This window comes from Sphingomonas paeninsulae (assembly GCF_003660165.1).
Classification (GTDB): domain Bacteria; phylum Pseudomonadota; class Alphaproteobacteria; order Sphingomonadales; family Sphingomonadaceae; genus Sphingomonas_O; species Sphingomonas_O paeninsulae.
In genome coordinates this window covers 1,963,279-1,979,140 of record NZ_CP032829.1, presented here as the reverse complement: position 1 = coordinate 1,979,140, position 15,862 = coordinate 1,963,279, and the positions used below count along the sequence as shown (strand labels likewise).

Genomic DNA, 15,862 nt, shown 5'->3' with positions numbered 1-15,862 from the left:
GGGCCTTGCTATGGATCAGGCGAGAGCTGCAGCGGGCACCGGTGCGCGCTCAGCGTAGAATTGTTCGTAATAGCGGCGGTAACGAATAATCGGGCCGTCGCCGTCACAGATGATCGCTTTTGCCAGATAGGCCTGACGATCCCAGATCACCTTGTCCTGATCGAACTGTTTACAGATATCACGGATCAGGGCGCGGGCGAGGCCAGCCCCCGGTCCCTCTGCCTCAGCGCGAGGCTGAGTAAAGGCAAAGCGCGCATGGACCCGGTCGCGATCGATCGGCGTGATCGCCGCGACAAGCAGCGTCTCCGAAATCCCCTCGAAGCGCGTATAGGATTGTCCCGCTCCGTTTTGCCCACTGACAATCCGGCCATCGACCTCCCCCGTGGGCGTTCCCATCTTTGCGCTTACGACGCCGGAGCGGCGATGACCGTCCCAAAAAATCTCTGCGTCGGGGAAACCGGCAGTGCCGTGCACGAACTGGAAATGCGCGGAATCCACACCGTTTTCCGCCATCGACTGAAGCGGTGCATAAACGAACCATTCGTAGCGCTGATATGGCGTCCATTCAGGGTTGCTGGTTTCCGGGTAATGCTCCAGCGCCCACTGCGGCTTCTCGCCAAATGGGTGATACCATGTCCAGATGAGACCGTTTGCTTCTTCCACGACCCATTGATGCGCGCAGGGACGTTTCACCTGAGGCGGAATGGCGCGGGCGTAGGGGATTTCCCGCACGATGCCTTCACCATCGTAACGCCACGCATGAAACGGACATTCGATCAGATTTCCGACGACACGTCCGCCATGGCCCATATGTGCACCCAGATGGCGACAATAAGCATCGAGCACCCGCACCTGTCCGTCCTCGCCACGCCACATGACCAGTTCGCGCCCGAAATATCGGATCGGACGCGCTTCTCCGACGGGAAGCTCGTCAACATAGCCAATTGCAAACCAGCCCAGCGGGAACGGCAGGTCGATACCGCGTTCATCTGCGCTCGGGCGGTTGCGTACTTCGGCCACGCGCCACGTCTTCAGCTCTTCACCTTTTAGCTGGGACAATACTTGTTGCACCGCGACTGGCGCGGTGCGCGCATCGGTGGATGCCGCCAGTTTGGAATCAATATCGCTCACGGTCAGTCCTTTCAGTCGATCTTAAAGGCACGGCGCGCATTTTCGCGCAGGAATTTGGGCCAGACCTCGTCCTTGAACGGCACCTGGTCGAGTTCGCTGAATATCCGTTCGAGGCTCAGACCCATCGGAAAATATCCGGCATAAATGATTTTGTCAGCGCCCCTGGTGTTCGCATAATCAATGATCGCCTTTGGATAATGCTTGGGCGAAAATGCACTCGTCGAATAATAGAGGTTCGGATATTTGAGCATCAGCTTTACCGCCAACGCCTCCCACGGCTCCGCACCGTGACGCATGACAAAGCGCAGCTCGGGGAAGAACCAGCAAACCTCGTCAACCAGTTCGCAATGCTGTGGTGCCATCGGCACGCGCGGCCCCGGCACACCGACATTGATGGCAACCGCGATGTCGAGTTCTACGCAGGTCGCATAAATCGGGTACATTTTCTTATCGTTGATCGGCACCTGCGGCACACATCCACAAGGGAAAACGCTGACCGCCTTGATCCCGAATTCGGCATGGGCACGCCGGATGGCACGAATCGTTTCCATTCCACGATTGGGATCGGCTGGCATGTCGAATATGAACCGATCCGGGAAACGGTCACGCGCCGCAATCGCGGTTTCGGACCCTTCATAATAGCCCACCATCGCGCGCTCTATGCCGTGTTTGTCCATTTCCGCCACGGTCCATGCGACATAATCACTGACCCCTGCCCCGGTCGGAATGTCCTTGAACATATATTGCGCGGGCATTGCGAACTGCGACAGGCTTTGCTCATCCATCAGCAATGGCTTGAAAGCGGCAAACCAGTCCGACCGGTCCTCGCCGCTCGGAATTCCAAGCAACGTATCGATCACGGGAATATTACGTGGCCGCATAAGATGTGCTCCTGTCATGTGCATGGCGCGCGCGAAGCGCTCGTTTATCGACTTTGCCGACCGCGTTGCGCGGCAGGGCTTCTTCAGAAAGAAGGATTTCGGTCGGATGCTTATAGCCCGCCAGACCGATGCCGAGGTGCGAGCGCAACTCGCGCTCATCAAAGGGCGCGCCGTCCGATCGCCGTACCACCGCGACCAAACGTTCGCCCATCCGATCGTCGGGAACGCCGAACGCCGCCGCTTCGATGATCCCGTCATGCTGTTGCAAGGCGGCCTCAACCTCGGCGCAGTAAATATTTTCGCCACCGGATATAACCATGTCGGTCATCCGATCGAGGATCGTGAGGTTGCCGTTCACATCCAGCATTCCGACATCGCCGGTGTGGAACCACCCGTCGCGCAAGGCGTGTTCGGTGGCCTGAGCATCATTCCAGTAACCGGCCATGACCATCGGCCCACGCACCACGATCTCGCCCGCCGTTCCCGCAGGCACTTCAACGCCTTCGGCATCGCGGATGCGGATTTCGGCGAGGGGCAGTATCCGACCCGCAGCCCTGGGGTGGCTGAGATAATCGGCGCCGGTATGCATTGCGATGGCGCCCGAAGTTTCGGTCGAGCCGAAACCGGTGCCGACGACGGCGCGCGGAAATGCCGACACGACTGCATCGAGCAGGTTGACCGGCTGAGCCTGTCCACCGGTCGAGACAGACACCAGCGACGACAGGTCTGCACCCACCGCCTCGCGAGATTGAATCAAGTCCCAAACCATCGTTGGCGAACCCGAAAAGTTGGTCACCCCTTCACGTTCGATAAGGCGCAATATGGTTTGCGCATCCCATTTCGGCGCGATCACGACCCGACCGCCAGAGGCGATCCCAGCCAGAAATATCGAATGGCAGCCGCTGACATGGAACAGCGGAAAGGCGAGGAGCGTGACCGATTGAGGCCGTGGCCCGGCCAATGCCGCCGCACCCATCATCCTGATCCCGATCATGGCACCCGCCATCTGCGTCAACAACAGTCCGGTCATTGCCGCCCGATGCGTCAGCGTCGCACCCTTTGCGCGGCCGGTCGTTCCCGATGTGAACAGGATCATCGCCGGATCGTCCGGTCGTGAGGTTGGCATTGGCAGGGCCGGGCCGCCCGTGGAAACATCGAGAACAGGCACCAGCAGGGGGACACCGGCATCAGCCAGCATCGCCGCGCGACGATCGTCTGCCAGAACAAGAGTCGCCCCGACCAGATCGATCGCGTCCGCCATTTCTTTCGCAGATCCACGACTGTTGACGAGTGCAGGGACCGCTCCGCAGGCGACGATTGCAGTGAAGCCAACCATCCATTCGGCACAATTCCGCATAGCCAGTGCAACCCGTTCGCCGGGTATGACACCCCGCCCGGAGAGGTCGGCAGCAAGGCGAGCGGCCGCCGCCGAAAACTCGGCGTATGTCAGGCTGCGATCGCCCTCGATTATAAAGGTTTTTTCGGCGTGAAGCTGAAGGTTCGCAAAGAGTGATGCCAGACCGGCTTCGGCGCGACGGAAACCACGCATGGGAACCCCACCGACCGCGACGTCCAGAAGCTCGAACGGGCCACCCGCACGAGTCAACAAAGCCACTGCATCCTGATCGGATTCCGCCATTCGACTCTCCTTGTTAAAGACTTTATTATAAACTTAGACTATAGTCCAATCTTTTATTGCTAAAGATTTGGATGAGGTGGTTTGGGTGGCTTTTCCGGCAGCGATGCTGTTGGCATAATCATCGTCGCCAACAGACGGGCAGCAGCATCGAGGCGTATCGAAGCCGGATAATCCGGGTCCATCCGCCAGGCATGTATGACGCCCATATAAGTGTTACAGATGATCTCTGCGGCGGCTCTTAGATCCACGAAAACTGCGATTTCACCCCGGTGACGTCCGTCTTCCAGCAGGCCGCCGAATGCCTGAATCAGTCGTTCGATCCGGGCGATGCCGGTCAGTTCGTTCCAGTTGAGCCAAGACACGCCAACGAGCACGCGTTCGATCGGGGAGGCTCGCCGCAGGTAATGCGCAGTTGCCGTAAAGATTCCGAGAAGGCGTTCGCCCGCAGTCAGGCCGCCGGCACCTCGCCAGGCGTCGATGGCAATGTAGAAGCCGGCTTCATTTTCCGCGACCAGAACATCGATGATGTCGGCCTTGCTGGCGAAATAGTTGAACAATGTGGCGCGGGAAACATCGGCAACGGCTGCAATCTGGTCCATGGTCGTGGCCTGAACGCCCCCTTCCGCAATACAGCGTTTTGCAGCGTCAAGAATGGCACCCGTCGTTCGCGCCTTGTTACGTGCGCGACGCGAACCGCCATCCTCTGTTACTGCGCTATGATCCGCCATCGCCATTCTCCCTGCCCGCCTTGGGCCCCCGCCTTAAACCGTTTTGGCGGGAGCCGCGTCAATGGCGGTCGCGGCAGTTTGCACGCGGCGAAACCCGACAGTGATCTCAGAGCGCCAGCGTCGCAGGCTCCCCCGCCAGCAGAATCGTCTTGGACTCCAGATAGGGCAGCAGGCCATCACGCCCGCCTTCGCGACCGAGTCCGGATTGTTTGAACCCGCCAAAGCCGATCATGAAATCGGCACGGAAAGCATTATGCCCGACCGTTCCCGTCCGCATTGCGCGGGCGACACGATATGCGCGATCGACGTCATCGGTGAACACGGCCCCGTTCAGGCCGAAGTCGCTGTCATTGGCGACCGCGATCGCCTCCGCCTCGTCAGCGACGGGGATTACGCTCACGACCGGGCCGAAAATCTCCTCACGCGCCACGATCATGCCGTTGTGGACATTTCCCAGCACCGTGGGCGCCATGTAGAAACCGCGATCGAATTCCTTGGGCCGCGAACCACCGCACACCAACGTTGCGCCCTCGGCCTGACCCTGCGCAACATAGTCGCGCACGCGGTCATATTGGCGACCCATCGCGAGCGGACCCAAATGGCTGGCGTCGTCATAGGGATCGCCGACTTTGAGTGCAGCGAAAGCGGCCCCGAGAGCCTCGGTGATTTCGGCATGGCGCGCGCGGGGCACGACGATCCGGGTGAGCGCCGCCCAGACCTGACCCGACATCATCGCGGTCGATTGCGCCAGCGTTTCGGCCAGTTTCTGGGCGTCGTAATCGTTCAGTACGATCGCCGCAGATTTGCCACCGAGTTCCAGCGTACAGCGTGCGATCCGCTCGCCACAAATCGATGCGATACGCCGACCCGCCGCGCTCGACCCGGTGAAGCTGACCTTATCCACGCGCGGGTCGCGGACCATCCGTTCCGAGACTGCACGATCCGCAGTCACGACGTTGAGGACGCCTGCGGGCAATCCTGCTTCCTGTGCCACTTCGGCCAGCACATAAGCGTCGAGCGGCGCTTCGGGTGAAGCCTTTAGAACGACCGAGCAACCTGCCAGCAGGGCTGGCGCAACCTTTAGCGCGGCGAGCATCAACGGTGCGTTCCACGGAACGATGGCGAGCACGACGCCGACTGCCTCCCGTGCGAGCAGCCCTACGCCGATGCCGTCGATTGGCTGATGGCGTTCGACAAAGGGGAATGTGTCGGCGAGCGATGCGTAATAATGGAAGAAGCCGCTCGCCCCCGCCGCGCTGGTCTGTGCGATGCGGTGAAGAACCCCCATCTGGTTCGTCCAGATATGGGCAAGCTGTTCGCTGCGCGCGGAAAGCCCGATCGCGATTTTCTGGAGATAGACGGCACGCTCCTGCGGCGACATGCGGGGCCATGGTCCAGTATCGAACGCAGTTCGCGCCGCCGCGACTGCGCGATCGGCATCAACCTCTCCGGCTTCAGCGATCCGCGCGATGACCGTTTCGTCTGCCGGTCGGACGACATCGAAATGCGCAGTTGTCGATGCCTCAACCCAATCGCCCCCGATAAAAAACCGGTCTGCGTGCGCGAGTGTAATCAGGTCAGGTGCCGTCGCCATCATTCTCTCCTGGTTTGGTCTGAGAGTCGTGCCAAACTTTCATCATTTGCTAGGCCGTCGGCGAAAGTTTGGCGAGGGAATTTTACCGTATGCGCATATCCATGGAGATTATCGGTCGTTTTTATACAGCGCTGACAGATTTTGCTGATACTATGCGTAGGTTCAGCCGACCGGAAGCGATCAGACTTCCAGCACCCGGACAGAGAGAGGATAGAGATGCCGCTGCACAGTCATGAGCATCGCGATGTCGCGATTATCGGCGCGGGCTTTGCGGGGCTCGCGATGGCGCACCGTATCCACAATCTCGGCATGACGATCCAGGGGTTCGAAAGCGGCGGCGACGTTGGCGGGACATGGTATTGGAATCGCTATCCGGGTGCGCGCTGCGATGTGGAGAGTATGCAGTATTCCTACCGCTTTTCAGAGGATTTGCAGCAGGAATGGGACTGGACCGAGCGTTATGCCGCCCAGCCGGAGATCCTCCGCTACATCGACCATGTCGCGACGCGTTTCGATCTACGCCCGCATTTTCGTTTCCAGACCCGCGTCGTCGCAGCGCGTTATCAAGAAGAGACTGCCAGTTGGGCGATCGAAACCGACGATGGCCGCCACACGACCGCGCGGTTCCTGATCGCGGCGGCGGGGTGCCTGTCCTCTGCCAATCGTCCCGAGATTGCGGGCCTTGACGATTTCGCGGGGACGCTGGTGCATACCGGACACTGGCCTGCGGAGGGCATCGACATTGCGGGCAAACGCGTCGGCGTGATCGGCACCGGGTCTTCGGGAGTACAGGTCATCCCGCAACTCGCGCGGCAGGCGGCGGAACTCACGGTGTTCCAGCGTACCGCCGCCTATTGCGTCCCCGCGCACAACGGTCCGCTCGATCCGGTGGCGGCTCAGTCGGTCAAGACCGATTACAAGGCGTTTCGCGATTATTGTGGCAAACAGTTCGGCGCGATCGCGGCAACGCCGGGTACACAGAGCGCACTTGCTGTAGATAAGGCGGAGCACCGTGCGGTGTTCGATGCTGCCTGGGAACGGGGTGGATTATCCTTTCAGGGCGCGTTCTACGACCTTTCCTATGATCTGGCCGCAAACGACATTGCGATGTCGTTTTTCCGTGACAAGATTCATGAAATCGTTGCTGACCCTCACACTGCGGGAAAGCTTGTTCCCGAACATCGCTTTGCAACCAAGCGGCTGTGCATCGACACCGATTATTACGCGACGTTCAATCGTCCGAACGTCACCCTCGTCGATCTGAAGGCTACGCCCCTTACTACGGTACACGCGACCGGTGTCCGGACAAGCGATGCGGATTACCCGCTGGACGTGCTGGTTTTGGCGACGGGCTATGACGCGATGACCGGATCCCTGCTCCGCATAGATATTCGCGGACGAGATAATCTGGCGCTTGGCGAAGCATGGGCGGAAGGGCCGCACACTTACCTTGGCCTTGGTATCGCCCGATTCCCCAATCTGTTCATTATTTCCGGGCCGGGCAGCCCGTCGGTTCTCACCAATATGGTGTATTCGATCGAGCAACAGGTCGACTGGATCGCGGACTGCCTCGGCTATCTGCGGGCCAAGGCCATCGACAGAATCGAGGTACAGCAGGACGCGCAGGATAATTGGGTCGCGCAGGCAAATGCGGTGGCGGCGGGAACACTCCTGGCAACGGGCAACTCCTGGTATCTCGGCGCTAATATCCCCGGAAAACCCCGCGTCTTTATGCCGTATCTCGATTATCCGGGCTACGTCACAACCTGCGAAGAGGTCGCCGCAAATGGCTACACTGGCTTTGCCCTGACCAGAGCAACGGTCGAAGCCCTGGTCTAGCAAAGAATGCGGGAAACATCGCAACGGAGAGGGAAAATAATATGACACGTGACCCAACAGCAATGGCCCCGCCAAGTCCGGCACCCGTGCCAACACCCATGCAGGGTCTCTTCATTTTGGCAGCGATAATCGTCGGCGTGGCAATATACCTTGGGCTGAGTTACTTTTTGCAGATCGCATCGCCCTATGCCGGTTTCCTGCTCCTGCTTTATTGGGGCGGCTTGAAAGGCAGCGCTCCAGCCGAGTTTCCCGCAGCATTTTTCGGCGCACTCGGCGGCGTCCTGCTGTCGTATCTGCTTTGGGCTTTGCCTTTGGCGATGGGCAGCGCGGGTTTGGTCATCGCGCTCCTGCTGATCACGTTCGCCGTATATGCGCTGGTGATGGGCTGGCTGCCACTCGTGGTGAACAACGCGATGATGCTGCTGCTGACTGTCGGAACGATCGGCGTAATCCAGGAAAAGGCCGACTTTTCGGGGATAGCCGCATCTGCTCTTCTGGGCGGCGCGCTTGCCGGTCTTATGCTCCTTATCGGGCGGATGATGGCACGCCGTAAGAGCTTGGTTCCGGCCTCGTCCGCCGGTTAACGGGTGCAGATCGCGCACCGGGCATCTTTCAAAAGGAAAGCATGACGGACGGGCAAACGCGCCCGCCCGTCACACCTGTTATTCCGCAGCGATAGAGATTGGCGCTTCGGCTTGCGCTGGCTCCAGAAAGTCGCCCGGCTTGCTGCCGGTATAGGCTCCGTCGCGGAACGTAGGCTCGCCGTTGACCATCGTCAGCTTCATCGGTGCCGCCTTGCGCGTGTAGCGCCAGGTGATCCCGCCCTTGCCGTCGGTCACGTCGTACACTTTTTCCATGTCGAACTGCTGGATTTCGTCAAAGTCGAACACGACGATATCGGCGCGCTTGCCCACCTTGATCTCACCGATTTCGGTGAGGTGGAAATGGCCGGCGAGCTTGCCGGTCATCGTATGGATCGCCTCTTCGAGCGTAATCAGTTTTCGATCGCGCACGAACTTGGTGAGATAAACGACGTTCTCACCACCCCCACACAGCATCTGAAGATGCGCGCCCGCGTCGGTGATGTTGCCGACCGTTTTTGGATCGCGCACCATTTCGACAACAACGCTGTCATCCATGTCCATCGGTGCCATCCGCACCGTCGACAGCACGCCGTTGGCGAGCAGCCATTCGGCCATCGCATCCGAACGATGCAGCCCAAGCCCAGCCGCATAGTCGAGCAACGTGACACCGAACGGACCAGTGCCATTATCGGAACCAAGCTCTGTCAGCAGCAACAGTTGAGGATTGCTCATCGGCGACTGCGGATAGGTCTTGGTATCCCAACTGATGCGCGCACGGGCTCGCCATTCGGGATCACGCATGATTTTTGCCTTGGCTTCCTCACCATCGGCAAGCACGACTTCATGCCAAACGTAATCGTTGGACTGAGCAAAGATCAGCGATTTGTAGAGGCTGAGCTGGCCCGTCAGCGGCGTGTGACCATAGCCCGGCCAGACATCGATCCCATCCTTACGCATCTGGTCCACGCGGTCGCGCATCGGCTGGAGTTGATAGTTCTGGTACGATGAGGTCGGGATGCCGCCGGTCAACTGGACGCGGATCTTGCGCCCCTTCAACAGTGCGGCCATGCGATCGGCCTGTTCCGGGCCGGTATCGCGCATGAGCGCGACATCGATTATGCACTGAAAACTGGTATTGGGATAACGCTCCAGCACTTCGAACAGCGCGACAAACTCCTCGTCTTCGGCAACCAGCGTCGGGATCTTACGATTTTCCCCGTCGTGATCGAGAAGATTGGTCGAAAGGCCCAGCGCGCCTGCCGAAAGCGCATCATCGAGGAACGCCGCCATCTTGACGATTTCGTCCTTGGTGGACGCTCGCTTCCATGCTTCGAGCCCCATGACCGCCATGCGGATCGCGATATGTCCGACAAAGCCGGCCATGTTTGCAGGCAGCTTTATGTTGCGTTTTACCGAAGCTTTATATTCCGAATACGTCCGCCAATCCCAGGGTACGTGCTTCAGGAACGGCTCAAGCGGGATATCCTCGAAAAACGAGAAAATCTTGGCCATCTCGAGCTGCGCTTCCTTGTCATTCGAAAGCGGCGCGGCGGTGAAACCGCAGTTGCCGACGATGATCGTGGTCGCACCATAGCCGGGAAGTGGATCGAGGTCGGGCTGCCACCACATCGTGGCGTCGTAATGGGTATGACCCTCGATGAAGCCCGGTGTTACATAGCATCCTGCGGCGTCGAAGGTTTCTTCGCCGCTGTGCGCCTGAAGACCCTGTCCTACTTCGGCAATCCGCCCGTTTTTTACGCGAACATCAGCACGAAAGGCCTTTGCCCCGGTTCCGTCCACGACGGTACCGTTACAGATTAACATGTCAGACAATTTGACTCTCCCTAAGAAATCCATTCGGAAATCCCTCAGCACAATGGCCCTGCACATGTTACGGAGAACCGTCCTGCGCTAACGTCATGCTACGCCACATGCGAAATACGCGCAAGCGGGATTCACACTATGCGTAGGTTATGAATCTACTCGATACGCGATTAATCATTTTTCTTGTCGTTTTCTTCCGACATGCAGCCGTCCGAGCCAAATAGAAGCCCTTGATATGTTAGAGTGAAAGACGATCCGTGCGATCTTTCACTCCGCGCTGGCTCGACCTGTGCGCCCCAATGATAACCAATAAAGCGGCCGTGCTTTCTATGGAGTCGCTACCGTCGGACCTACGGATTCCTTCAGCAATTTCTTAAGCTGTTTTACTACCGTTGGCGCCGTCAGATGCTGATGGACATGTTCGTAACCCTCACGAACAAGCGCGCTGCGAATGTCGGTCGAAGTCAGGCAAGTGCCACCACGCGCCAGTTCGAAAGCGCGTGCAATGATGGTCGGCGGCTGCGGCACTAAAAAGCTTTCTCAACCAGTGTTGCCGGTGGGTCGGCGCAAAACGCGGATGCGCTCACGCGATCATGCTAGTCCTGATTGTCCGCCACTTCTGTACGTTAACGGACAAACTGACCCGTCGTTCTGGCAGCGCGCGGTCACATAGTTTTTCCAGGCTGCAATTGATCGAACCGACGCGTCGCGCGTTCGCTGATCGTGTGGAAAGACGAGCTTTGGCCCACAGAACTCCTTGAGATATTGCACATATGAACGACATTGCAGCGTGGATTGCTCCAGTCGCCACAATCATCGCAGCAGTAATGACGGCGGCAAATCTTGGCGCCCGCATTACCGGCTGGGGATTCGTGGTCTTCACTATCGGGTCGATATGCTGGTGCTTCGTCGCCATTGGGACCGGGCAGCATAATTTGCTGTTCACCAACGGGTTTCTGACATTGGTCAACGCGCTCGGCATCTGGCGGTGGCTTGGGCGGCAGTCGCGTTATGAAGACGGCGGCGCGGCGGCGGCAAAACGCAGCGCGATCGCGCCGGTGCCAACGCTGGTCGATGTCGGGTCCATCGCCGGTCGCAAATTGATCGGCAGGGATGGTAAGCCGCTGGGCCAGATCATCGATGGCATGATGCGCGGTTCCGACAACACACTCGCCTATGTCGTGGTCAGCGAAGGCGGGGTTGGTGGTGTTGGCGAACGTCTCCATGCGATGGACCCGCAAGAGATTATATTCGGAGACGATGGCGCGCGTTGCCAGCTCGACCTGGGTCAACTTCAAGCGCGGCCGGTCATCGAACCCGGCGCATGGCCCAAATCGCTGGACGACGGGTTTCGCTCATAGATTGAGCAGCGCGGGATCGCCTCCCTGTGCCGCGATATTGACCGACACGGCGCGTTCGACTGCATAGCGCAACAGGGCATTGGGTCCGCCTGCTTTCGGTCCCGTGCCTGACAAGCCCTCGCCACCGAAAGGCTGGACGCCGACGACCGCGCCGATAATGGAGCGGTTCACATATACGTTTCCGGCAGGAACTGCGGCACGCACTTCATCGGCGAACCGGTCGATGCGGCTGTGTACCCCGAGCGTCAGGCCATAGCCCCGCGCGGCCAGCTTTCCGGCGACATCGGCAAGGTCGGCAGGATCGTATCGATAAATGTGCAGGATCGGCCCGAATACCTCGCGTTCGAGAAAATCGGGTGTCGGGATTTCGGCAATGACGGGTCCGAAAAAAGTCCCCTGCCCGGCCAGCGTCCCGGTGTCGTAGCGGGCGATCACATTAGCCTCTTTCTCAAGCCGTGCCAGATGGCTGCGCAACGCATCGCGCGCTTCATCATCGATCACAGGCCCGATATCTGTCGCAGGATCGGCAGGATCGCCAACGACCTGCGCCTGCAATGCCCCGACCAGCGCCTTCACGATGTCGTCGGCAGTGTCGTGCGGCAAGTATAGCAATCGCAGCGCAGAGCATCGCTGGCCTGCAGAACCGAATGCCGACAGGATAACGTCATCGACGACCTGTTCGCGCAGAGCCGTGGAGTCGACGAACATGCCGTTCAGCCCGCCGGTCTCCGCAATGAACGGCACGATCGGTCCGGCGCGTGCGGCAAGGCTGCGATTGATTGCCGTCGCCGTATCGGTGCCGCCCGTGAAGGCAACACCGTCGATGCCCGGATGATTGACGATCACAGCCCCCACCGTCCCGCCGTCTCCGGGGAGCAAGGCCAGCAGCGCGGGATCAAGTCCTGCCTTGTGATAAAGGCGCACCGCTTCGGCCGCGATCAGCGGTGTCTGTTCGGCGGGCTTCGCAATCACTGCATTACCCGCCGCAAGCGCCGCCGCGATCTGCCCGGTGAAGATAGCCAGCGGAAAGTTCCACGGAGAGATGCACGCGAACACGCCGCGACCGTGCAACTCAAGATGATTGACCTCACCCACCGGGCCGTCGAGGATCATCGGCGCGCCGAACTGTCGCTCGGCCAGCATTGCATAATAGCGGCAGAAATCGACCGCCTCGCGAACCTCTGCCACGCCATCGTTCAGCGTTTTGCCGCCTTCGACCGTTAGTAAAGCAACCAGTCGGTCAGTCGCGGCGTCGAGTGCGCCGGCCATCGCGCGAAGCACTCCGGCGCGATATACGCCACCTGCGGCGTTCCACGCCGGCTGAACATCGCGCGCCAGTCTGATGGCTTCGTTCACATCGTCGACGGTGGCGCTGCTCGCCTCTCCGATCACATGCGAACGGTCGGCGGGATTGGTGACCGGGGAAAGCGCACGATTAACCATCCAGCCCCCGACGATCGGCCCGGCACGCAAAGTTTCGCCTTGCAGCGCATCGGCTGCTTTCAGGGCAGTCGTGCGGGTCTGGGCGATCGAATAATCGCGTCCGTTCGAGTTCTGCCGCGCGTTTCCATACAGACGGGGCGGCACGGGTATTCGCGCGTGGCGAGCCGGGTGTGCTTCAACGATAGCGATGGGGTCGCGCACAACGTCGGCGGCGGGAACATCGGCATCGAGCAGCGCGTGGACAAAGCTGGTATTCGCGCCATTCTCCAGCAAGCGCCGCACAAGATAGGGCAGCAGATCCTCATGCCCTCCGACCGGGGCATAGGCGCGTAGCGTAATCCCGCCATAGCGCCGCTCTGCCCCCGCATAGAGGGCTTCACCCATGCCGTGGAGGCGCTGATGTTCGATCCGCACCCCCACAGCATCGGCCATTTTGCGCACCGCCGCGAGCGTATGAGCATTGTGCGTGGCGAACTGCGGATAAAGGTCGGGCGACGCATCGATCAGCGCCTTTGCACAGACCAGATAGCAAAGGTCGGTCGCCGCCTTGGTCGTGAACACCGGATAATCGGGACGACCAGCGACCTGCGCGCGCTTGATCTCGGTATCCCAATAGGCACCCTTGACCAGCCGGACCATGATCCGGCGGCGGCTTTCCCGCGCCAGTTTCGCCAGCGCCGCGATGACCAGGGGACCGCGCTTTTGATATGCCTGCACGACCACACCCAGTCCGCACCAGTCGCCAAGTTCCGGCTCACCAACCAGACGCTCGACCAGCTTCAGCGAGAGTATGAGGCGGTCGGCTTCCTCTGCATCGATTGCGAAGTTGATGTTGTAGCGGGCCGCAATGAGCGCGAGCCGCTTCATGCGCGGATACAGTTCCGTCCAAACCCGGTGCTCCTGCACCGCTTCGTATCGCGGACAAAGTGCTGACAGCTTTACCGAAACCCCGTGTCCGTTTTCAGGCCCGGCGTCCCCTGCCGCCTTGCCGACCGCCTCGATCGCGTCGGCGTAAATCCGTTCATAGCGCGCCGCATCTTCGGCGGTGCGTGCGCCCTCTCCCAGCATATCGAACGAGCACAAAGTCTTTTCGCGTTTCGCCCGCGCCAGAGCAGCCTCGATCGTGCGCCCCAGCACAAACTGTTCGCCCATCATCCTGACGGCCGCTCCCACCGCCTGCCGAATGACAGGCTCGCCGATCCGCGCCGCGATCCGCTTCACATAGCCGCCAATATCGCTTTTTGCGCTTTCATCGGCATCGACCAGCTTACCCGTAAGCAACAGGCCCCAGGTCGATGCGTTGACGAAAAGGCTGTCGGACTTGCCGATGTGATTTGCCCAGTCCGCCGAGCCGATCTTTTCCGCAATCAAACGGTCGCGCGTATCGGCGTCGGGCGTCCGCAACAGTGCCTCCGCCATGCACATCAGGGCCAGCCCCTCACGCGTGTCTAAAGAAAATCGCTTCAGGAAATCCTCGACTATGCCCTGCTTATTGGCCGCCGCCCGTGCCGATTCGACCAGTCCGATCGCTTCGATAACGACGGCTTGGCGATCCTCGGGCGAGAAGGGTTGGGCCGCGAGCAGATCGGCAATGACCTCCCCTTCATCCCTATATTTAGAGTCGTCGATCGAATCCCAGTTCGAAGCGGGCAAAGCAGATTCCTTGGAGACATGAGTGTGTTACGTTTGATATAAGTCCTTCTCTGCAACTTACTGCATTTTCTGGCAAAACAAAGGTTGCGACGGCGTGCTCTCCATCCTCGGCAGAGTCGATGAGCGGCTAAGTTACTGAGTTTCCCACTGGACGAAATTGCAAAGCACACTACATACCGTTCGGTATGGAACAGGATGTTTGCGTTGCGTCACCGAAAGGTCGACCTCGGGAGTTCTGCCTTGATGGGGCTCTTGCCGCTGCGTTAACGGTGTTCTGGCGTCGTGGTTATGAGAGCGCGTCGATGGCCGAACTGACTTCGGCGATGGGCATTACCAAGCCGAGTCTCTACGCTGCATTCGGCAACAAGGAGGCGCTTTTTCACAAGGCGCTCGACCTTTATGAGCGTGAAAAGCTCGCCTATGTCGGCATTGCGTTGCAGGAGCCGACCGCGCGGCTGGTCGCCGAAAAACTATTGCTTGGCGCCCTTGAAATGCAATCTGGCACGTCGGACCCGAAAGGGTGTCTGGCAGTCATCGCATCGGTTGCATGTGGCTGCGAATCGGACACGATCAAGGCAGACATAGCAGCGCGCCGCGCATCCTCGAATGCCGCTCTTGTCGCTCGATTCGAGCAGGCGAAGAAGAATGGCGAGTTGCCCGATGATATGGAGGCCGATGCACTGGCTAACTATCTGATGTCCATTCTTCAGGGGCTGTCGGTGCAGGCGAGCGGCGGTGCAAGCTGCGCCACTTTGCGTCAGTTGGTTGCCACCAGCATGAGCGTTTGGCCGACCCGATAAATTTATTTACTGGTCGGTACAAATATCGGTTGACGCAACGCAGCAACACAATCTATACCGACTGGTATTGAAGTCGTGCTTCAAGGGAAGTTCGGCAGCGACAAGGGAATTATACTCATGGTGACAGCAACCACCTGACCCTGTGCGGGGGCTTCGGGCCTTCGTCACCGATATCAAGTTTCAAATAATGGTCGGTAAAAGCGCATCCACGGGATGTCGCGACCATTTCGTCACGCCTGTCGAAGGCCATTCGCAAACGTCTGTGTTTGCGGAGCGGACCAGCGCGGCCAATTCAGGGAAGTTCAAATGGCCTATATGGACACAAGCAACACTTTCGCACTGCCCGCCGAGGGGGAACCGCGCGCAACACGGTCAGCTTTGCCGA

The 15,862-nt window shown here is 59.6% G+C and carries 11 protein-coding genes; 4 read left to right on the top strand and 7 right to left on the bottom strand.

All coding sequences use genetic code 11. The annotated features are described in order from the left end of the window. Positions 1-15 precede the first annotated feature (15 nt). The 5 genes from D3Y57_RS15105 to D3Y57_RS15085 all read right to left on the bottom strand — a co-directional run bounded on the left by D3Y57_RS15105 (position 16) and on the right by D3Y57_RS15085 (position 5,976). Positions 16-1,131: an aromatic ring-hydroxylating oxygenase subunit alpha gene (locus tag D3Y57_RS15105; RefSeq protein ID WP_239025877.1), complete on the bottom strand. Its 1,116-nt coding sequence runs from the start codon at positions 1,129-1,131 to the stop codon at positions 16-18. 11 nt (positions 1,132-1,142) lie between these two features. Next, positions 1,143-2,012: an amidohydrolase family protein gene (locus D3Y57_RS15100; protein ID WP_239025876.1), complete on the bottom strand. Its 870-nt coding sequence runs from the start codon at positions 2,010-2,012 to the stop codon at positions 1,143-1,145. After that, positions 1,999-3,651, bottom strand: coding sequence for a class I adenylate-forming enzyme family protein (locus tag D3Y57_RS15095; RefSeq protein ID WP_121153897.1), 1,653 nt, complete (start codon positions 3,649-3,651; stop codon positions 1,999-2,001). The genes D3Y57_RS15100 and D3Y57_RS15095 overlap by 14 nt, the downstream gene beginning before the upstream one ends. A gap of 59 nt (positions 3,652-3,710) precedes the next feature. Continuing rightward, positions 3,711-4,379, bottom strand: a complete 669-nt coding sequence (locus tag D3Y57_RS15090; protein ID WP_162987155.1) for a TetR/AcrR family transcriptional regulator — start codon at positions 4,377-4,379, stop codon at positions 3,711-3,713. A 106-nt stretch (positions 4,380-4,485) separates the two neighbouring features. After that, entirely contained in the window at positions 4,486-5,976 is a 1,491-nt protein-coding gene (locus D3Y57_RS15085) for an aldehyde dehydrogenase (protein WP_239025875.1), read from the bottom strand. Between the two features lie 213 nt (positions 5,977-6,189). Between D3Y57_RS15085 and D3Y57_RS15080 the strand changes: the two genes are divergently transcribed. Together D3Y57_RS15080 and D3Y57_RS15075 are read left to right on the top strand one after the other, a co-directional pair. Then, complete coding sequence (locus D3Y57_RS15080; RefSeq protein WP_121153893.1) at positions 6,190-7,812, top strand: flavin-containing monooxygenase; 1,623 nt, start codon at positions 6,190-6,192, stop codon at positions 7,810-7,812. Positions 7,813-7,853: 41 nt separating this feature from the next. Next, a complete protein-coding gene (locus D3Y57_RS15075) occupies positions 7,854-8,396 on the top strand; it encodes a hypothetical protein (RefSeq protein ID WP_162987154.1) in 543 nt (180 codons plus the stop codon). Between the two features lie 78 nt (positions 8,397-8,474). Here the strand turns inward: D3Y57_RS15075 and D3Y57_RS15070 are convergent, their stop codons facing one another. Next, entirely contained in the window at positions 8,475-10,220 is a 1,746-nt protein-coding gene (locus tag D3Y57_RS15070) for an N-acyl-D-amino-acid deacylase family protein (RefSeq protein WP_347400432.1), read from the bottom strand. Positions 10,221-10,993: 773 nt separating this feature from the next. Here D3Y57_RS15070 and D3Y57_RS15060 point away from each other — a divergent pair. After that, positions 10,994-11,581: a PRC-barrel domain-containing protein gene (locus D3Y57_RS15060; protein ID WP_162987153.1), complete on the top strand. Its 588-nt coding sequence runs from the start codon at positions 10,994-10,996 to the stop codon at positions 11,579-11,581. Here D3Y57_RS15060 and putA read toward each other — a convergent pair. Beyond that, positions 11,576-14,677 carry a bifunctional proline dehydrogenase/L-glutamate gamma-semialdehyde dehydrogenase PutA gene (gene putA, locus D3Y57_RS15055; RefSeq protein WP_121153883.1) on the bottom strand — a complete coding sequence of 1,034 codons (3,102 nt, stop codon included), beginning with the start codon at positions 14,675-14,677 and terminating at the stop codon, positions 11,576-11,578. The genes D3Y57_RS15060 and putA overlap by 6 nt on opposite strands. A 185-nt stretch (positions 14,678-14,862) precedes the next feature. On the opposite strand from putA, the gene D3Y57_RS15050 reads away from it, so the two are divergent. Then, entirely contained in the window at positions 14,863-15,477 is a 615-nt protein-coding gene (locus D3Y57_RS15050) for a TetR/AcrR family transcriptional regulator (protein WP_121153881.1), read from the top strand. Positions 15,478-15,862 lie beyond the last annotated feature (385 nt).